General features: G+C 73.5%; 17 protein-coding genes. 10 read left to right on the plus strand and 7 right to left on the minus strand.

Going from position 1 to position 18,884, the window contains the following annotated elements:
- Nucleotides 1–245 (plus strand): sensor histidine kinase (locus ACFUEL_RS16005; RefSeq protein WP_380236852.1); only part of this gene is annotated, 245 nt, incomplete at its 5' end.
- 7 nt (nucleotides 246–252) lie between these two features.
- Here ACFUEL_RS16005 and ACFUEL_RS16010 read toward each other — a convergent pair.
- Nucleotides 253–777, minus strand: coding sequence for a GtrA family protein (locus ACFUEL_RS16010; protein WP_380236853.1), 525 nt, complete (start codon nucleotides 775–777; stop codon nucleotides 253–255).
- A 247-nt stretch (nucleotides 778–1,024) separates the two neighbouring features.
- On the opposite strand from ACFUEL_RS16010, the gene ACFUEL_RS16015 reads away from it, so the two are divergent.
- Genes ACFUEL_RS16015 through ACFUEL_RS16030 form a run of 4 tightly spaced genes read left to right on the plus strand, consistent with a single transcriptional unit; the run spans nucleotide 1,025 to nucleotide 4,724 of the window.
- A complete protein-coding gene (locus ACFUEL_RS16015; RefSeq protein ID WP_380236867.1) occupies nucleotides 1,025–2,122 on the plus strand; it encodes a 5-(carboxyamino)imidazole ribonucleotide synthase in 1,098 nt (365 codons plus the stop codon).
- Nucleotides 2,119–2,643, plus strand: coding sequence for a 5-(carboxyamino)imidazole ribonucleotide mutase (gene purE, locus ACFUEL_RS16020; RefSeq protein WP_344553193.1), 525 nt, complete (start codon nucleotides 2,119–2,121; stop codon nucleotides 2,641–2,643). The genes ACFUEL_RS16015 and purE overlap by 4 nt, the downstream gene beginning before the upstream one ends.
- 12 nt (nucleotides 2,644–2,655) lie before the next feature.
- A complete protein-coding gene (locus ACFUEL_RS16025; protein ID WP_380236854.1) occupies nucleotides 2,656–3,849 on the plus strand; it encodes a dipeptidase in 1,194 nt (397 codons plus the stop codon).
- 41 nt (nucleotides 3,850–3,890) lie between these two features.
- Nucleotides 3,891–4,724, plus strand: coding sequence for a MerR family transcriptional regulator (locus ACFUEL_RS16030; RefSeq protein WP_380236855.1), 834 nt, complete (start codon nucleotides 3,891–3,893; stop codon nucleotides 4,722–4,724).
- Between the two features lie 12 nt (nucleotides 4,725–4,736).
- Here ACFUEL_RS16030 and ACFUEL_RS16035 read toward each other — a convergent pair whose 3' ends face one another.
- Both ACFUEL_RS16035 and ACFUEL_RS16040 read right to left on the minus strand, forming a co-directional pair.
- Nucleotides 4,737–5,144, minus strand: coding sequence for a CoA-binding protein (locus tag ACFUEL_RS16035; protein WP_380236856.1), 408 nt, complete (start codon nucleotides 5,142–5,144; stop codon nucleotides 4,737–4,739).
- Nucleotides 5,145–5,219: 75 nt separating this feature from the next.
- A complete protein-coding gene (locus ACFUEL_RS16040; protein ID WP_380236857.1) occupies nucleotides 5,220–6,563 on the minus strand; it encodes a UDP-glucose dehydrogenase family protein in 1,344 nt (447 codons plus the stop codon).
- Between the two features lie 140 nt (nucleotides 6,564–6,703).
- Here ACFUEL_RS16040 and ACFUEL_RS16045 point away from each other — a divergent pair, with 140 nt between their 5' ends.
- Complete coding sequence (locus ACFUEL_RS16045) at nucleotides 6,704–7,885, plus strand: LCP family protein (RefSeq protein WP_380236858.1); 1,182 nt, start codon at nucleotides 6,704–6,706, stop codon at nucleotides 7,883–7,885.
- On the opposite strand, the gene ACFUEL_RS16050 is transcribed toward ACFUEL_RS16045, so the two are convergent.
- Both ACFUEL_RS16050 and ACFUEL_RS16055 read right to left on the minus strand, forming a co-directional pair.
- Nucleotides 7,878–8,348 (minus strand): serine O-acetyltransferase, encoded by a 471-nt coding sequence (locus ACFUEL_RS16050; RefSeq protein WP_380236859.1) that lies wholly within the window; start codon nucleotides 8,346–8,348, stop codon nucleotides 7,878–7,880. The two genes, ACFUEL_RS16045 and ACFUEL_RS16050, sit on opposite strands and share 8 nt — an antisense overlap.
- Before the next feature lie 119 nt (nucleotides 8,349–8,467).
- Nucleotides 8,468–9,799: an LCP family protein gene (locus tag ACFUEL_RS16055; protein WP_380236860.1), complete on the minus strand. Its 1,332-nt coding sequence runs from the start codon at nucleotides 9,797–9,799 to the stop codon at nucleotides 8,468–8,470.
- Nucleotides 9,800–10,143: 344 nt separating this feature from the next.
- Here ACFUEL_RS16055 and ssuE point away from each other — a divergent pair, with 344 nt between their 5' ends.
- From ssuE to ACFUEL_RS16070, 3 genes are all read left to right on the plus strand, one after another.
- A complete protein-coding gene (gene ssuE / locus ACFUEL_RS16060; RefSeq protein WP_380236861.1) occupies nucleotides 10,144–10,698 on the plus strand; it encodes an NADPH-dependent FMN reductase in 555 nt (184 codons plus the stop codon).
- 287 nt (nucleotides 10,699–10,985) lie between these two features.
- The gene (locus ACFUEL_RS16065; protein WP_380236862.1) at nucleotides 10,986–11,771 is read left to right on the plus strand and encodes an ABC transporter ATP-binding protein; all 786 of its coding nucleotides are present in this window, start codon (nucleotides 10,986–10,988) and stop codon (nucleotides 11,769–11,771) included.
- Between the two features lie 17 nt (nucleotides 11,772–11,788).
- A complete protein-coding gene (locus ACFUEL_RS16070) occupies nucleotides 11,789–14,338 on the plus strand; it encodes an ABC transporter permease (protein WP_380236863.1) in 2,550 nt (849 codons plus the stop codon).
- A 142-nt stretch (nucleotides 14,339–14,480) separates the two neighbouring features.
- Here the strand turns inward: ACFUEL_RS16070 and ACFUEL_RS16075 are convergent, their stop codons facing one another.
- Nucleotides 14,481–15,995: an LCP family protein gene (locus ACFUEL_RS16075; protein ID WP_380236864.1), complete on the minus strand. Its 1,515-nt coding sequence runs from the start codon at nucleotides 15,993–15,995 to the stop codon at nucleotides 14,481–14,483.
- A gap of 135 nt (nucleotides 15,996–16,130) precedes the next feature.
- Here ACFUEL_RS16075 and ACFUEL_RS16080 point away from each other — a divergent pair, with 135 nt between their 5' ends.
- Entirely contained in the window at nucleotides 16,131–16,736 is a 606-nt protein-coding gene (locus tag ACFUEL_RS16080) for an acyltransferase (RefSeq protein WP_380236865.1), read from the plus strand.
- Nucleotides 16,737–17,024: 288 nt separating this feature from the next.
- Here ACFUEL_RS16080 and ACFUEL_RS16085 read toward each other — a convergent pair whose 3' ends face one another.
- Nucleotides 17,025–18,782 (minus strand): LCP family protein, encoded by a 1,758-nt coding sequence (locus tag ACFUEL_RS16085; protein ID WP_380236866.1) that lies wholly within the window; start codon nucleotides 18,780–18,782, stop codon nucleotides 17,025–17,027.
- Nucleotides 18,783–18,884 lie beyond the last annotated feature (102 nt).

The following is an 18,884-nucleotide window of genomic DNA, read 5'->3' on the forward strand; positions in this document are numbered from 1 at the left end:
CCCAAGGACTGTCGAACCTGGAGATCGCCTCGCACCTGGTGGTCGCCGAGGTCCAGGACGAGGGGCCCGGCGTGCCCCGGGAGCTCGGCAACCGGGTCTTCGAACGGGCGGTCAGCGGCCGCAACTCCACCGGCATCGGCCTGGCCGTCGCCCGGGACATCGCCGAAGCCGACGGCGGCCGCCTCGAACTGCTGTCGCTGCGGCCGCCGGTGTTCGCGCTCTTCCTCGCCCGCGGGGGCGACTGAGCGGGGCTCAGTTGGCCAGCGCGGGGCGCTCCTCCTCGGCGGCCAGCAGCAGTTCGGCCTGCTGCACCACCCCGGGGTCCTCCAGCTCCGGCATCGCCTTGAACACCCAGGTGCGGTAGGAGACGAAGCGGAAGACGGTGGCCACCACCAGGCCGAAGAACTTGCCGCCCAGCAGCTCCAGCGAGGTGCCCAGGCCGAGCACGTGCTGGGAGAACTCCATGATGCCGGTCTCGATCGCCATGCCGACGCCGCTGAACAGCAGGAACAGCGTGATCTCGCGCCTGCGGGAGGCGGCGTCGCGGTCCCGGTAGAGCCAGTAGCGGTAGCCGAGGTAGTTGGAGGCGATCGCCACCGCCGTCGCGCCGACGTTGGAGCGCAGCGGGGCCAGGCCGAGGACGTGGTTGAGGATCCAGAACAGGCCGAAGTTGACCACCACGCCGGAGGCGCCGACCAGGGCGAAGCCGAGGGCTTCCATCCGCATCCCGCGCAGCCGCTGGGCCAGGGAGGGGCGCGTCTCGATGGTGCTCGTCATCCGGGCTGTCTCCGTCTACGTCTACTTCACATGATCGGATAAGTAGGTGTCGTGCGATCCGGCCCACCAGGCTACCCGCACTCCGTGCGTGCTCCACCGCGGACAGCGCGCGATCCGGACGCGCGCGACCCCCGCGCACGCGGGTACGAGGGCCCCCACCGGCCCGGATATCCTGGAGCGCGTGACTGTAGCGGGCAATGCGAACTTTCCAGTGGTCGGAGTCATCGGCGGCGGGCAGCTCGCCCGCATGATGCACCAGGCGGGCATCCCGCTGGGCATCCGCTTCAAACTCCTCGCCGACACCCCCCAGGAGTCGGCCGCGCAGGTGGTCGGCACCACCGTGCTCGGCGACTACCGCGACCTCGACACGCTGCGGGCCTTCGCCGCCGACTGCGACGTGATCACCTTCGACCACGAGCACGTCCCCACCGAGCACCTGCGCACCCTGCAGGCCGAGGGCGTCGCCGTCCGCCCCGGGCCGCACGCGCTGGTCAACGCCCAGGACAAGGGCGTCATGCGGGCCACCCTCGACTCCATCGGCGTCCCCTGTCCCCGGCACCGCCTGGTCGCCGACCCGGCCGACGTCACCGCCTTCGCGCACGAGGGCGGCGGCGAGGGCTACCCCGTCGTCCTGAAGACCGTCCGCGGCGGCTACGACGGCAAGGGCGTCTGGGTCGTCAAGGACGAGAGCGAGGCCGCCGCCCCCTTCCTGGCCGGCGTCCCGGTGCTCGCCGAGGAGAAGGTCGACTTCCTGCGCGAGCTCGCCGCCAACGTGGTCCGCTCGCCCAGCGGCCAGGCCGTCGCCTACCCCGTCGTCGAGTCCGTCCAGGAGAACGGCATCTGCGCCGAGGTCACCGCCCCCGCGCCCGACCTCGACCCGGCCCTCTCCGACGAGGCCCAGCAGCTCGCCCTGCGGATCGCCGGCGAACTCGACATCACCGGCCACCTCGCCGTCGAGCTCTTCCAGACCCGCGACGGCCGGATCCTGGTCAACGAGCTGGCCATGCGCCCGCACAACTCCGGCCACTGGTCCCAGGACGGCGCCGGCACCTCCCAGTTCGAGAACCACCTGCGCGCCGTCCTCGACCTTCCGCTCGGCGACCCCCGCCCGCGCGCCAAGTGGACCGTCATGGTCAACGTCCTCGGCGGCGACTACCCCGACATGTACCGCGCCTTCCTGCACTGCATGGCCCGGGACCCGGGCCTCAAGATCCACATGTACGGAAAGGACGTGAAGCCCGGCCGCAAGGTCGGCCACGTCAACGTCTTCGGGGACGACCTCGAAGACGTCCGCGAGCGCGCCCGCCACGCGGCCGCCTACCTGCGAGGAACGATCCAGGAATGACCTCCCCCCTTGTCGGCATCGTGATGGGCTCCGACTCCGACTGGCCCGTGATGGAGGCCGCCGCGCAGGCGCTCGACGAGTTCGAGATCCCGTACGAGGTCGACGTGGTCTCCGCGCACCGGATGCCGCGCGAGATGGTCGCGTACGGCGAGCAGGCGCACGGGCGCGGGCTGAAGGCGATCATCGCCGGGGCCGGCGGCGCGGCGCACCTGCCGGGGATGCTGGCGTCCGTGACGCCGCTGCCGGTGATCGGCGTGCCGGTGCCGCTGCGCTACCTGGACGGCATGGACAGCCTGCTGTCGATCGTCCAGATGCCCGCCGGGGTGCCGGTGGCCACCGTGTCGGTCGCCGGCGCGCGCAACGCCGGGCTGCTCGCGGTCCGGATGCTGGCCGCGTTCGACGCCGAACTCGCCGAGAAGATGGTCGAGTTCCAGGCCGAGCTGAACAACCAGGCCACCGAGAAGGGCCGCAAGCTGCGCGCCAAGGTCGCGGGGAACGACTCCTTCGGCTTCGGCAAGTAGTAGAACGGGGGGATGACCCCCGAACTGCTCGACCGCGCCCGGGCCGTCCTGCGCACCACGCCGGTGGTGGACGGCCACAACGACCTGCCCTGGGCGATGCGCGCCCAGGCCGGGTACGACCTCGACGCCGTCGACCTGACGGCCGACCAGAGCCACCGGCTGCACACCGACTTCGGCCGCCTGCGGGCGGGCGGGGTCGGTGCGCAGTTCTGGTCGGTGTACGTGCCGGCCGAGCTGTCGGGGGACGGCGCGGTCAGCGCCACGCTCGAACAGGTCGACTTCGTCAGGGCGATGGCCGCCCGCCACCCCGAGCACCTGCGGCTCGCGCTGACCGCCGACGAGGTGGAGGCCGCCCGCGCCGAGGGCCGGATCGCCTCGCTGATGGGTGCCGAGGGCGGCCACAGCATCAACTCCTCGCTGGCCACCCTGCGCGCGCTGTACGAACTGGGCGTGCGCTACCTGACGCTCACCCACAACTCCAACGTGCCGTGGGCCGACTCCGCGACCGACGAGCCCGTGCACGGCGGGCTGAGCGCGTTCGGCGAGGAGGTGGTGCGGGAGATGAACCGGCTCGGCATGCTGGTCGACCTCTCGCACGTCTCCGCCGACACCATGCGCGACGCGCTGCGGGTCTCCGAGGCCCCGGTGGTCTTCTCGCACTCCTCCGCCCGCGCGGTCTGCGACCACCCGCGCAACGTCCCCGACGACGTGCTGGCCCAGCTGCCCGCCAACGGCGGCGTCGCGATGGTCACCTTCGTGCCCAAGTTCGTGCTGCCCGCCGCCATCGAGTGGACGCTCGCCGCCGACGCCAACATGGCGGCCCGGGGCTTCCACCCGCTGGAGACCACCCCCGAGGCGATGGCCGTGCAGCGCGCCTACGAAGCCGCCCACCCCCGCCCGGTCGCCACCGCCGCCACCGTCGCCGACCACCTCGACCACATGCGGGAGGTCGCGGGCATCGACCACGTCGGCCTCGGCGGCGACTACGACGGCACCGCCTTCACCCCCGCCGGCCTGGAGGACGTCTCCGGGTACCCGGTGCTGGTCGCCGAACTGCTGCGCCGCGGCTGGTCCGAGGCCGACCTCGCCAAGCTGACCTGGCACAACGCACTGCGGGCACTGCGCGGCGCCGAGACGGTCGCCACCCGCCTGCGGGCCGAGCGCCGCCCCTCGATCGCCACCCGCGAGCAACTGGACGGCGTATGAACGACGGCCCGCTTGACCTCGCCCCTGGGGCAGGGGGCAGCGTGACCGGTGTGGAGGAGGAACGGCTGCTCACCACCGGTGAGTTCGCCCGCCGCGGCCTGCTGTCGCCGAAGGCGCTGCGGCTGTACGACCGGCAGGGCCTGCTGCCGCCGGACCGGATCGACCCGGACAGCGGCTACCGGTACTACCGGCCGGAGCGGCTGGCCACCGCGCGGCTGATCGTCCGGCTGCGCGGCCTGGACATGCCGCTGGCCACCGTCGCCGAGGTGCTCGCCCTGCCGGGCCCCGCGGCGGCGGAGCGGGTCGCCGCGTACTGGGCCGCCGTCGAACGGCGGACCGCCTCGCAGCGGACGCTGGCCGAGCACCTCCGCGTCCAACTCAGCGGACTGGAAGGGATCGACGAGATGTACCGGATCGAACTGCGCGAGGTGCCCGAGCAGCTGGTGCTCACCGAGCGGCGCCGCGCCAGGCCGGAGGAGCTGGACTGCTTCATCCCGGAGGCCACCGCCCGGCTGGAGGCCGTCGCGGCGGCCCACGGCGGCGTGGTGGCGGCCCCCTTCGTGGTCTACCACGGGGAGGTCAACGAGGACGCCGACGGCCCGGTGGAGGTCTGCGTCCCGGTCGACCCGGCCCGCGCCGGGGAGTTGACCGCCGCGCACCGCACCGAGCCCGCGCACCGGGAGGCGTACACCACGATCACCAAGGCGCAGGTGGAGTACCCGCAGATCCTCAGCGCCTACGACGCGGTCTGTGCCTGGACGGAGCGCAACGCCACCCCGCGGCCCGGCCCCGGCCGCGAGGTGTACTTCGCCGACTGGGCCACCGCCGGACCGTCCGACCAGGTCTGCGACATCGCCTTCCCGATCAGCGGCTGAGCACCGGGGGCCTCACAGCCTCGGCAGCTCGATCGCCGGGCAGCGGTCCATCACCATGTCCAGCCCGGCCGCCCGGGTGCGCTCGAACGCGGCCTCGTCGACCACCCCGAGCTGGAACCAGACGGCCTTCGCCCCCTTCGCCACCGCCTGGTCGGCGACCGGGCCGGCCAGCTCGGAGTTGACGAACACGTCCACCACGTCGACCGGGAAGGGGATCTCGGCGAGCGAGGCGTAGCCCTGCTCGCCGAGCACCGCCTCGGCCTTCGGGTGCACCGGCACGATCCGCTTCCCGGCCCGCTGCAGCACCCGGGCCACGCCGTACGCGGCGCGCGCGGTGTTGCCGGACAGGCCGACCACGGCCCAGGTGTCGCCGGAGTCGGTGAGGATCTTCCGGACGGTGGCGTCGTCTCCGTAGCTCATGCCAGGGCCAACGGCGCCACCGCACCGCTCATTCCGGGCCGCCCGCGCGGTTCCGTCCGCGGACGGCCGCCCCGTTCACTCCGCCGACGGCCGGCCCATCGCCCGGTAGGTCCAGCCCGCGGCGCGCCACGCCTCGCCGTCCAGCACGTTGCGGCCGTCGACCAGGCGGCGCTCGGCGACCAGCGCGCCGACCTCCTCCGGGTCCAGCTCGCGGAACTCCTGCCACTCGGTGAGGTGCAGCACCACGTGCGCGCCCGCGACGGCCTCCAGCGGGGAGGCGGCGTAGGAGAGGCTGGGGAACATCTTGCGGGCGTTGTCCACCGCCTTCGGGTCGTACACCGTGACCTGGGCGCCCTGCAGCTGGATCTGCCCGGCCACGTTCAGCGCGGGGGAGTCCCGGATGTCGTCCGAGTTCGGCTTGAAGGCGGCGCCGAGCACGGCGACCCGGCGGCCCAGGAAGCCGCCGCCGCACTGCTCGCGGGCCAGCTCCACCATCCGGGAGCGGCGCCGCATGTTGATCGAGTCGACCTCGCGCAGGAAGGTCAGCGCCTGGTCGGCGCCCAGCTCCCCGGCGCGGGCCATGAACGCCCGGATGTCCTTGGGCAGGCAGCCGCCGCCGAAGCCGAGGCCGGCGTTGAGGAACTTGCGGCCGATCCGCTCGTCGTAGGACAGCGCCTTGGACAGCTGCACCACGTCCGCCCCGGCGCTCTCGCAGACCTCGGCCATCGCGTTGATGAAGGAGATCTTGGTGGCCAGGAAGGAGTTCGCGGCGGCCTTCACCAGCTCGGCGGTCGGGAAGTCGGTCACCACGAACGGCACGCCGTCCGCGATCGGGCCCGCGTACACCTCGCGCAGCAGCCGCTCGGCGTTCTCGCTGCGCACGCCGACCACCAGCCGGTCCGGGTGCAGGGTGTCGCCGACCGCGAAGCCCTCGCGCAGGAACTCCGGGTTCCAGGCCAGTTCGGCCCGCTCGCCGACCGGGGCCAGCGCGGCCAGCCGCTCGGCCAGCCGGTTCGCCGAGCCGACCGGCACCGTCGACTTGCCGACCACCAGCACGGGCCGCTCCAGCAGCGGCGCCAGCGAGTCGATCGCGGAGTCGACGTAGCTCATGTCGGCGGCGAACTCGCCCTTGCGCTGCGGGGTGTTCACGCAGACGAAGTGCACGTCGCCGAAGGCCGCGACCTCCTCCCAGGAGTCGGTGAAGCGCAGCCGCCCGGTCGACCCCCGGTGGCCCGCGACGTGCTTGAGCAGCAGCTCGGACAGCCCCGGCTCGTACATCGGCACCCGGCCCGCGGCCAGCGCCGCCAGCTTGTCCCGGTCGACGTCGAGACCCAGGACCTCGAACCCGAGCTCCGCCATGCACGCGGCGTGCGTCGCGCCCAGGTAGCCGGTGCCGATCACCGTGATGCGGGGAGCCACACGTGTTCCCTTCGGTTCGGGCCGTACCAGGGGTGACGACGGCCGCAGCCACCGATGGTAGCCGTCCGGCCGGATGCCGGGGATGCGCGGATTTCACGGTTTCGGCTCGAAGGTCTGTACGGAAGGTTCACAATGCCGCCATGACTTCCAAGGGGCGGGACGACGGGCCGGAGGAGGACACCGGGCCGCTGAGCATCTTCGACCGGGACGAGGACGGCGACGAGGACGGGGACGGCGACGGGTCCGCGGCGGCGGACGAGGCCGGGGAGGGGGCCGGGGCGGCCCCGCCGCGGCGCCGGCGGCGGGCTCGGCGGCTGCTGGCCTGGACGCTGGCGGTGCTGCTGGTGCTGTTCGGCGGCGCGTTCGGCGCGGTGCTGTGGGTGGCCGACCACTACGCGTCCTCGGTGCGGCGGATCCCGGACGCCTTCCCGACGCTGCCCGCCTCCGAGCAGCCGTCGGCGGTGCCGCACAGCGGGCAGACCTTCCTGCTGGTCGGCCTGGACGCCCGCTCCGACGCGCCGACCACCGGCAAGGACGCAAAGGCCCCGGCCTGGCAGGCCGGGGCGCAGCGCAGCGACACCATGATGCTGATGCACATCTCGGCGGACCGGAAGTCGGTCTCGCTGGTGTCCATCCCGCGCGACACCTGGGTGCCCGTCCCCGGCCACGGCAGGGCGAAGATCAACGCGGCCTACTCCTGGGGCGGCCCGGCGCTGATGATCCAGACCGTCCAGGACCTCACCCGGATCAGGATCGACCACATCGCGGTGATCGACTGGAACGGCTTCCGCGCCCTCACCGACGCCGTCGGCGGCGTGGACATCACCATCCCGCGCACCATCGAGGCCAAGGGCGACGCCCGGGAGTGGCTGGCCGGCACCCACCACATGGACGGCGCCGAGGCGCTGCTCTACGTCCGCGAGCGGCACGGCCTGCCCAACGGCGACCTGGACCGCACCAAGCGGCAGCAGAACTTCCTGCGCGCCCTGATGATCAAGACCATGAGCTCGGGCACCCTCTCCAGCCCGTCCAAGCTCACCGGCCTGCTCGGCACCATCGGCGACGTGGCCAGCGTCGACGACCGGCTCAGCAACACCGACCTCTACGACCTCGCCTGGAGCCTGCGCGACGTCCGCCCGGACAACGTCCACTTCATGAACGCCCCGTTCGGCGGCTTCGACACCGTCGACGGCCAGGCCGTGGTCCTGATGGACGACGGCGCCGCGGGCGTGCTGTGGGACGCGATGCGCACCGACCGGATGGACGCCTACCTGGCCGACCACCGCACCAGCACCGACACCCTCGGGGAGGACGTCAGCTGACGGCCGCGGCCTGACCCTGCTCGTGCACCCGGTGCCGCTCGCCGACCTTCCGCGCCGGGGCGCCGGCCCAGATCTCGCCGGGCCCGGTCGAGCGGGTCAGCACGGCGTTCGCGCCGACGACGGTGTCGGCGCCGACGGTCAGGACGCCGCTCTTGCAGACGATCTTCGCCCCGGCGCAGACCACCACGCCGTCCTCCAGCACCACCCGCCGCATCGCGGACGACTCCTGCGGCACCCACGGGTCGGCCCGGCCGATGGTGACGCCGTTGTACAGGGTGACGTTCGCGCCCAGCGTGGTGTACGGGTGCAGCACGGTGCCGAAGCCGCGGTGGAAGACCACCAGTCCGGGGCCGATCTCGGCGGCGGCCGGGACCTCCATCCCGTACAGGGCCAGGGCCTCCTGGACCAGGCGGCCGAACAGCCGGCTGCGGCGGCGGTAGATGAGGGAGGTCACCAGCGACATGGCCGACATTCTCCCGCCGCCCCGGCCGCCGCGGGCCGAACGACGCGCCCCGCGGCGGCAGTTCGGATCCGCCGAGCGAATTCCGGACGCCGCCGCGGGGCGCGGGGGAGCCGTGGCGGCTACTTGGAGACCGCCGGGACGGGGGTGTCGTTGCGCATCGCCTCGAAGACCGCCTTGGACTTGGCGTCGTCCCACTTGACGGCGGACTCGCCAGTGGGGGTGCGGTAGTCCGGGTTGCCGATCGGCACGGTGATGGTCTTGCCGTCGCCGCTGGTGACGCCCTTCATCGCCAGGAACATCGAGCCCAGGTCGGTCAGCCCGGCGTCCTTGTCGACGATCACGGTGTCCAGCCCGGCCGAGACCAGCGGGTAGAAGGTGAACGGGTTGAGCAGCGTCCCCGGCGAGGCGGCCTGCTTGGCCAGCGCGCCGAGGAACTTCTGCTGGTTGCGCATCCGGCCGAGGTCCTGGTCGGCCATCTGGTGCCGCTGCCGGACGAAGGCCAGCGCCTGCTTGCCGTTCAGGGTCTGGGTGCCGGCCTGCAGGTCGAGGCCGGAGTCCTTGTCCTTGACCGGCTGGTCGATGGTCATCTCGACGCCGCCGACGGCGTCCACCAGGCCGACGAAGCCGGCGAAGCCGATCTCCGCGTAGTGGTCGATCCGCAGGTTCATGCTGGTCTCGACGGTCTGCACCAGCAGGCGCCCGCCGCCGGCCGCGAAGGCCGCGTTGATCTTGCGGGTGGCGGCCGGGACGGTCTTGCCGCTGCCCGAGGTGTCCAGGTGGGCCGGGATCTGCACCCAGGAGTCGCGCGGGATCGACATCAGGGTGTTCCCGTTGTCGCCGATGTGCAGGATCATCATCGAGTCGCTGCGCTTGCCCTCGGCGGAGCCGGTGTGCAGGCTCTGCTCGTCGGCGTCGGTGAGGCCGGCCCGGCTGTCCGAGCCGACGATCAGCCAGTTGGTGCCCTTGCCCGCGGCCGGGCGGCCCGGGTAGTCGGCCAGCACGTCCTCGTGGTGCAGCTTGCCGTCCGCCCAGAAGTAGGTGCCGACCATGGTCACCAGCAGGGCCAGCACCAGGCCGAGCACCGAGTAGCCGACGATCTTCTTGCGCGAACGGCGCGGCCTGGCCCCGGGGCTCCCGGCCCCCGCCCCCGGCCCGTTCGGCCCCCGGCCCGCCGGGTCCGGTCCGGGCTCGTACGGCCGCTGCCCGCCGTTGCCGCCGCCGTACGGGGGCTGCCCGCCGTTGCCGCTGCCGTACGGGGGCTGCCCGCTGCCGTTGCCGCTGCCGTACGGGCGGCCGTCGTCCTGCCGGGTGGGGCGGGAGAGCGGGACGCCCGTGCCGCGCGGGTTCAGCTCCGGCGGCAGCGGCGGTTCGGCCGCCGCTCCGCCCTGGCCCCGCGCCGCGTCGCCCTGCCCGTATGCGCCGCCCCCCGGGCGCTCCTGCCACGTGTTCATGGGGGAAGGATGCCCGAACCGGGGCCCGCGCAGTGATCGCGGGGGCGTCCGGGGCCCCGTTGTGGCCGTTTTGATGCAGGGCGCGGACGGTTCGGGGCACTGTTCACCAGGCGGGCACGGCCTTGACCCGCCGAAACCGGGCGTGTTTGCATGAACGCATGGAGCAGCGTCAGGTCCTCACCCGTCGGCGGCACGTCGACCACGGTCGGGTGTCCTGCTCGCTGTGTCGCGGCTGACGCCCACCGCCGCGCGCATCTCACCCCCGGCGGTCCGCGCCTTCCGCCGACCCCCCTCCCCCCTTCCGGCCGCGCCATGCCCGCGGCCGCACGCCCCGAGGTGACTCCATGGCCGTGATCCTGTCCGTCTCCGGCTCCCCGTCCGCGACCTCCCGCACCACCCGGCTGCTGCGCCACGTCGACCGCCGGCTCGTCTCGCACGGGCACCGGGTCCGCGCGCTGGACGCCCGCTCGCTGCCCGCCGCCGCGCTGCTCGCCGCGGACACCTCGGACCCGGCGATAGCCCGCGCCGTCGAGCTGTTCGAGCAGGCCGACGGCGTGGTGATCGGCACCCCGGTCTACAAGGCCGCGTACTCGGGCCTGCTGAAGGCCCTGCTCGACCTGCTGCCGCAGTACGCGCTGCGCGGCAAGACGGTGCTGCCGCTGGCCACCGGCGGCTCCACCGCGCACGTGCTGGCGGTGGACTACGCGCTGCGGCCGGTGCTCAACTCGATGGGCGCCGGGCACGTCACCCAGGGCTGGTTCGTGCTGGACCGGCACGTCGGCCTGCGCGCGGACGGCGGCACCGAACTGGAGCACGAGACCGAGGTGCTGCTGACCCCGGTGGTGGACGCGTTCTCCGCCGCGCTCGCCCACCGGGCGCGACTCGCCGCGACCGGCTGACCGTTCGTCAGCGAATCGGCCCCGCCCGGGGTCCGGGACCCTCAGACCGCGGCGCGGCGACCCCTAGGGGAGAGGGCCCGGGCCCCGGACGCTTTCCCGGGACGGGGGTCACTCCGGTGGAGGACGACCCCCGCCCGGCCCGCTCCTACCGTGGAGGCATCCCTCCAGCCACACCTTCGAAGGTGGGGCAGGCCCCACCCGAGAACGGCAGCCAGCAGGATTCCGCGGGCGGGGCCGGGCCGGGAAGGCTGGGACCACGACGGCAGACCCCACGACAGGAGCACGCAGTGACCACGGCAGCGAGCGCCGCCCACCTCTCATCCCTGCCGGAGCAGGACGGCACCGCCGCCCGGGCCCGGCAGGTCACCAAGGCGTACGGCGCGGGGGAGACCCGGGTGACGGCGCTGGACGCGGTCGACGTCGACATCGAGCGCGGCCGCTTCACCGCGATCATGGGCCCGTCAGGCTCCGGCAAGTCGACGCTGATGCACTGCCTGGCCGGGCTGGACGCCGTCTCCGAGGGCCGGATCTGGATCGGCGACACCGAGGTCACCGGGCTCAAGGACAAGCAGCTGACCAAGCTGCGCCGGGACAAGATCGGCTTCATCTTCCAGGCGTTCAACCTGCTCCCCACCCTGAACGCGGTGGAGAACATCACGCTGCCGATGGACATCGCGGGCCGCAAGCCCGACCAGGCGTGGCTCCAGCAGGTGATCGACACCGTCGGCCTGTCCGGGCGCCTCAAGCACCGCCCCGGCCAGCTCTCCGGCGGCCAGCAGCAGCGCGTCGCGGTGGCCCGCGCACTGGCCGCCCGGCCCGAGATCATCTTCGGCGACGAGCCCACCGGCAACCTCGACTCCCGCTCCGGCGCCGAGGTGCTCGGCTTCCTGCGCCGCTCGGTCGACGAACTCGGCCAGACCATCGTCATGGTGACGCACGACCCGGTCGCCGCCGGCCACGCGGACCGGGTGCTCTTCCTCGCCGACGGCGCGATCGTCGACGAGATGCACAACCCCACCGCCGACTCCGTCCTGACCCGCATGCGCCGTTTCGACGGCAAGCGCACCAGCTGAGACGGAGCCCGGAACCCATGCTGCTCAAGACCTCGCTGCGGAGCTTCCTCGCCCACAAGTGGCGCCTGGTGCTCTCCCTGCTCGCCGTGGTGCTCTCGGTCGCCTTCGTGGCCGGCACCCTGGTCTTCTACAACACCGCCACCAGCACCTTCGACCGGCTGTTCGCCTCCACCGCCTCCGACCTCTCGGTCTCCAGGGCCAAGGACGAGATCACCGACGGCGCCCCCGGCCGGGTGCCCACCATCCCGGTGGGCACGGTGGCGAAGGTCGCCGCCGAGCCCGGCGTCAAGGCCGCCCTCGGCCAGGTGATGACCTCCGACGCCACCCTGGTCGACCCCGCCACCAACAAGGTGATCGGCCCGACCACCGGCGCCCCCACCCTCACCGGCAACTGGACCGACACTCCGCGCAACTCCGTCGACATCACCTCCGGCCACGCCCCGCAGGGCGCCGACCAGCTGGTGCTGGACGCCGACACCGCCGAGAAGGCCCACCTCGGCCTCGGCTCCAAGGTCCGGATCATCACCGACACCGACCACGACTTCACCATCGCCGGCATCGCCACCTTCCGCACCACCAACCCCGGCGCCGCCCTCGCCTTCCTGGACACCGCCACCGCCCAGCAGGTGCTGCTCGGCACCGAGGCGTACACCTCCGTCGAGGTCTTCGGCGACGGCACCCGCACCGACGAGCAGCTGAAGACCGCAGCCCTGGCCGACCTCGGCGGCGGCTTCCAGGCCAAGACCGCCGCCGAGCAGCAGAAGGAGAACTCCGACAGCGTCGGCGGCTTCCTGGACTTCATGAAGTACGCGATGCTCGGCTTCGCCGTCCTCGCGGCCGGCGTCGGCGGCTTCCTGATCGTCAACACCTTCTCCATGCTGGTCACCCAGCGCACCCGGGAGATCGGCCTGCTGCGCGCCATCGGCGGCAGCCGCTCCCAGGTCAACCGCTCGGTGCTGACCGAGGGCCTGATCCTCGGCGTGCTCGGCTCCACCCTGGGCATCGGCGCCGGCCTCGGCCTCGCGCTCGGCATGATCCAGCTGATGCGGGCCGCCGGCATGGGCCTGGACGCCTCGCTGGAGATCACCTGGACGGTGCCGGCGGTCTCGTACACGGTCGGCGTGCTGGTGACGCTGCTCGCCGCGTTCGTCCCGGCCCGCCGCGCCTCCCGGATCACCCCGATGGCCGCGCTGCTCGACCACGCCGCCCCGGTCGAGCCCCGGGCCAACCGGATCCGCACCGCGGTCGGCGGCCTGGTCACGCTGCTGGGCGCCGCCGCCCTGGTGCTCGCCGCCTCCTCCTCCGGCGCCAACGGCGGGATGCTGATCGGCCTCGGCGTGCTCGCCACCCTGGTCGGCGCCGTGGTGCTCGGCCCGCTGCTGGTCTCCGGCCTGCTCCGGCTGCTCGGCGGCCCGCTGTCCGCCCTGTTCGGCCCGGCCGGCCGGCTCGCCCAGCGCAACGTCATGCGCAACCCGCGCCGCACCGGCTCCACCGCCGCCGCCCTGATGATCGGCCTGGCCGTGGTCGTCGGCGCCTCCGTGATCACCTCCTCCATGGTCTCCTCGGCCACCGCCCAGATCGACAAGACCGTCGGCGCCGACTACATCGTCGCCGGCGGCCGCGCCACCATCCCGGCGGACGCGGCCCGGGCGGTCGAGCACACCGCCGGTGTCGACCACATCACCCGGGAGAAGGAGGTCCCCGCCGAACTCACCACCCCCGACGGCGCCCGCACCAAGACCGGGCTGGTCGCCGCCGACCCGAACTTCACCCGGGACTTCCGCCTGCCGGTCGCCTCCGGCACCGCCGAGGGCGTGTTCAACGGCGGCCTCTCGGTCGACCAGAAGTTCGCCGACGCGCACCACCTGAAGGTCGGCGACCCGATCGCCGTCGCCTACGGCGAGGGCCGCACCCAGACCATCCCGGTCGCCGCCGTCCTGGAGACCGGCAACCAACTGTTCGACGGCAACTTCTTCACCGGCATGAACACCGTCTCCACCGGCCTGAACGGCCAACTCCCCGGCGACAGCACGCTGTTCGCCGGAGCCTCGGCCGGCGCCGACAAGGGCGCCGTGCTCGCCGACCTGCAGAAGGCGCTGGAGTCCTACCCGCAGCTGATGGTCAAGGACCAGGCCGGCTACAAGGACATGATCAAGGACCAGGTCGACCAACTGCTCGCCATGGTCTACGGCCTGCTCGGCCTGACGATCGTGGTCGCCGTCCTCGGCGTGGTCAACACCCTGGCCCTGTCGGTGGTCGAGCGCACCCGGGAGATCGGCCTGCTGCGCGCCATCGGCCTCTCCCGCCGCCAGCTGCGCCGGGTGGTCCGGCTCGAATCCGTGGTCATCGCCCTGTTCGGCGCCGTCCTCGGCACCGTGCTCGGCCTCGCCTGGGGCGTCACCGCCCGGTCCGTCCTCGCCGGCAACGGCCTGACCGTCCTGACCGTCCCCACCGGCACCGTGGCCACCGTCCTGCTCGGCTCCGTGCTCATCGGCCTGATCGCCGCCCTCGTCCCGGCCTTCCGCGCCGCCCGGATGAACGTCCTGGCCGCCATCGCCTCCGACTGACACCCACCGCCCCGCCGTCCGCCGAGCCCCGCCGTCCGCCGAGCCCCGCCGTCCGCCGAGCCCCGTCAGGGGCCCGGGGAGCGGCGGGGCGGTGCCGCTGGCGGCCGGGGCCCGTCGAAGTGCCCGCGCTGCTGCGCGCCCCTCACGGACAGCCGATCTCGCTCCCGCTCTCCGCCCCCGCCACCGCCGAAGGCCCGGCCGTCGCGGAGGCACCCGCCGTCGCAGCGGCCGTCGCCGAGGGCCCCGCCGCGCCGCCCTCCCCCGACGGCCCGCGGTACCCGCTGCCCGCAACCACCTGGAAGGTCGCCCCCAGACCCGGGACGGATTCGAGCTCGGCGTCGGGCAGCGCCGCGGCCAGCGTCTTCACCGACTCGTCCCAGCGCGGGTCGTAGCGGATCACCGTCCGGGTCGCGCCCGTCCCGCCGCCGGGCGCGTTGGACGGCATGCCGGTGGTGGCGAACCCGGCCTTGCGCAGCTCCGCGTCGACCCGGAAGCCCAGCCCCTGGACGCCCGCGCCGTTGAGCACCTGCACCCGGACCTCGCCCGGAGGAACCGTTCCGGCAACGGGCGAGGGGCTCGGCGATGCGGAGGACACCGGCCCCCCGGCCCCGGTGAGCGGACGCCCGGCCCGGACGGCCTCGAACAGCGCGGCCGCGCCCTTCTCGTCCCACAGCACGGTGGACCCCCACCCCGCGACCTGGTGGTCGACCTCGGCCAGCGGCACCGTGGCGAAGTCCGCGTTCGCCGCCGACAGGTCCTTCAACCGGCTCGCGAACTCCAGCAGTTCGGCGTTGCCCAGCCCCTTGTCGACCTTGACCGAGCGCAGCACGGTGTCCAGCACCCCGGTCAGCTTCGCCGGGTCGAGCAGGGTGTCCCCGGAGGACGCCCGGTGCAGCAGCTGGGCCAGGAACTTCTGCTGGCGGTGCATCCGCCCGAGGTCGGAGGAGCCGTCCACGTGCCGGGCCCGGACGTAGCGCAGCGCCTGCGCGCCGTCCAGCCTGGTGGTGCCGGCCGGCAGGTCCAGGCCCGAGTAGTCGTCCTCGAGCGGCTTGGCGGTGCACACCTCGACGCCGCCCAGGGCGTCCACGGTGGAGACGAAGGCGAGGAAGTTCACCTCGACGTAGTGGTCGATCCGCAGCCCGGTGTTCTGCTCGACGGTGCGCACCGCCAGCGGCGCCCCGCCCATCCCGTACGCCGCGTTGATCTTGCCCTTGGAGGCGGCCACCTGCTTCCCGGTGGCGGGGTCCTGGTGCGCGGGGATGTCCACGTAGGAGTCGCGCGGGACGGAGACCACGGTGGCCCGGCCGCGGTCCGCGGACAGCTGCACGACCATCATCGTGTCGGTGCAGTGGCAGGACTCGCCGCCCGCGTGCAGCACGTCCTTCAGGGTGGACTCCGGGATGCCCTCGCGCTCGTCGGTGCCCACCACCAGGAAGGTCTCCGCGCCGTCGTCGGCCGGGCGGTCCGGCCCGCCGCCGATCGCGTCCACCCGGTCGAGCGAGGAACCGATGCCGTTCAGCACCGCCCACCCGCCGCACGAGGTGGCCAGCACCGCGAAGGAGAGGGAGCCCGCCGCCCAGCGGCCCCAGCGGCGGCGGCCCGGCCGCCGCGGCCGAACGGGTGCGGGCTGGCGTTCGGACGGGTGCTGACGGGGCATCTTCCGGATGCTAGGCGGCCCGGCCGCCACCCGCCGGACGGCACGCCGGAGGGTCCGCCGACCGGCCCGGCGGTTCGTCGGGGCCGCTCCCCGGAACGCCGGACGGTGACCGCCCCCGCGCACTAGGCTCGCGCCATGACGACCAGCGCCCCCAGGATCGAGGCCACCGCCGACGTCGACCCGAGTGCCGAGATCGGCCCCGGCAGCACCGTCTGGCACCTCGCCCAAGTCCGGGAGGACGCCCGGATCGGCGCCGAGTGCATCATCGGCCGCGGCGCGTACGTCGGCCCCGGCGTCCGGCTCGGCGACCGGGTCAAGCTCCAGAACCACGCCCTGGTGTACGAGCCCGCGGTCCTGGAGGACGGCGTCTTCGTCGGCCCCGCCGCCGTCCTCACCAACGACCTCTACCCGCGCTCCGTCGACCCGGACGGCAAGCTCAAGCGCGGCGACGACTGGCACGCCCGCGGCGTGACCCTGCGCGAGGGCTGCTCGATCGGCGGCCGCGCCGTCCTGGTCGCCGGCGTCACCGTCGGCCGCTGGGCCCTGGTCGCCGCGGGCGCCGTCGTCCACCGGGACGTCCCCGACCACGCCCTGGTGGCCGGCGTCCCCGCCCGCCGCATCAAATGGGTGGGCCGGGCCGGCGAACCCCTCACCCCGGACGGCCCCGGCCGCTGGCGCTGCCCCCGCACCGGCGAGACCTACACCGAGAGCGCCCCCGACACCCTCACCCGCGACGCGTAGCCCTGCCGGGCAGGCGTCGGAGAGCACCTTCAGGGGCCCGGGGAACGGCGGGTCCGTGCTGCTGGTGGCCGGAGCCCATCGGAGTGTTCGTGCTGCTGCGTGTCTTCAAGGGAACCGGAAGCGGCGGCGCGCAACGGCAGTGCACCGTCAGCAGACCCGGGCTCGCCGTTCCCCGAGCCCCTGGCGGGGCTCTTCGCCGTTCCCCGAGCCCCTGGCGGGGCTCTTCGCCGTTCCCCGAGCCCCTGGCGGGGCTCTTCGCCGTTCCCCGAGCCCCTGAAGGCGCTCCCGCTACTTCGCCTTGGACGCGCAGACGTTGGTGTCGTCCGCCTGCACCCGCTGGATGTCCTTGGGTGCCTCGGACGGCGCCGCCGAGGGCGTGCCGCCCGCGCCGGTGAAGTCCTTGCCGACGACGACCACGATGCCGTCCTTCGCGCCGAGCTTGCCGCCGGCCTGCACCGCCGTCGCCGGGAGCCCGAGGGCCGCGGCCACCGCCTGCGCCTCGTCCTCGTGCCCGGCGGGGTAGGAGACCGTGCTGCTGGCGGCCGCGTCGGCGTTGTTGCCCGCGACGGCCAGCGCGAAGCCCTTGTCCTGGAGCGTGGTGGCGACCTTCGCGGCCTGCTTGGCGACCCCGCTGCCGTTGCGCACGGTGACCTTCACCCCGGCCGCGTCCACCTGCGGCGCGGCGGGCGCGGACGAGGACGGGGCGGGCGCCTCGGGGGTCGGGCTCGGCGAGGGGACGTCGGTCAGCGAGCGGTCCGCGACGATCATCGAGAACACCTGCTGGGCGTCGTTCGGCTTGAGCACCAGGCGGTTGCTGTCCGTCGGGTCGTCGATCACCGGCACCGTGGTGAAGGTGATGTTCTTGGTGTCGATCCGGGAGATGTCGAGCGCCAGGTCCTTCAGCTTGTTGACGCTGCCGATCCCGTCGTCGACGGTGAGCGCCTTGGTGGCGGCGTCCGCCAGGTCCCACAGCTTGCCGGGGCTGGTCAGGGTGTCGCTGCTCTTCATCTTGCGGATCATCGAGGAGATGAACTGCTGCTGCAGCGGGATGCGGGTCAGGTCGCCGCCGAAGCCCACCGCGTGCCGGGTCCGGACGAAGGCCAGCGCCTCCTCGCCCTGCACCACGTGCCGGCCCGCGCTCATCTTCAGGTGCGAGTACGGGTCGTTGATGTCGGTGGCGGCGCACACCTCGACCCCGCCGACCGCGGTCGAAAGCGTCTTCACCGCCTCGAAGTTGACCATCATGAAGTGGTTGATCCGGACGCCGGTCAGCTTCTCCACGGTCTTCCAGGTGCAGCCGGGGTCGCGCCCGTCCTGCCCCAGGCTGGTGTTGAACATCGCCCGCGCCTCGCCGGGGATGGTCTTGTCACCGGTCTTGCACTCCGGGATCTGCACCATCAGGTCGCGCGGGATGGACAGCACCGTCGCGTTGGAGCGGTCCTTGGAGATGTGGAACAGCAGCGTGGTGTCCGCGTGCCCGGCCGAGCCCTCGTCGCCGTACTCGCGGCCCAGGCCGACCCGGCTGTCGGTGCCGATCACCAGGATGTTCAGCGCGTCGGTCGCCTGCGGGCGCTCGGACTCGTCGCCGACCTGGACCTTCACCGAGGAGATGTTGTTGTTGAAGTGCTGGTACACGTAGTACGCGCCGCCGCAGCCCGCCACCAGCACCAGGCCGAGCGTGCCCGCGGTCCACTTCAGCACCCGCCGGCCGCGGCTGGAGCGGCCCTTGCGGCGGGTGGCCCGGCCGCCCGGCACCGCGGTCGAGCCCTTCGGGCTGCGGGCGGCGGCCCGGGAGCCCCGCCCGCCGGCCGGCTCCGCGGCGGAGGCGGCGGCGGCGGAGTCCGCGCCCCGGCGCCCGTCCTGCGGACGCGCCGAAGCGGCGCGGGGCCGTGCGGCGGAGGGCCGTGCGGCGGAGGGCCGCCGTCCCGCGTCCAGATCGAGCCGGAACTCGCCGGTGGCCGGGTCGAGCACCCACTGGTCGGCGGGGTCGACGCCGGGAGGGAACGAGTCCGCCGAGTCGCCCCGGTTCCGGTGTCCGCTGTTCATCCCGGACACCCTAGACGAGCCTGACGCCCGAACCGTCCACGATGTGATACCCGTCACCCGGTGAAAGGGCGGAGAACGGCGACGGCGCGCCCCGCCCGGTTC

The organism is Kitasatospora sp. NPDC057198 (assembly GCF_042670125.1).
Lineage (GTDB): Bacteria > Actinomycetota > Actinomycetes > Streptomycetales > Streptomycetaceae > Kitasatospora.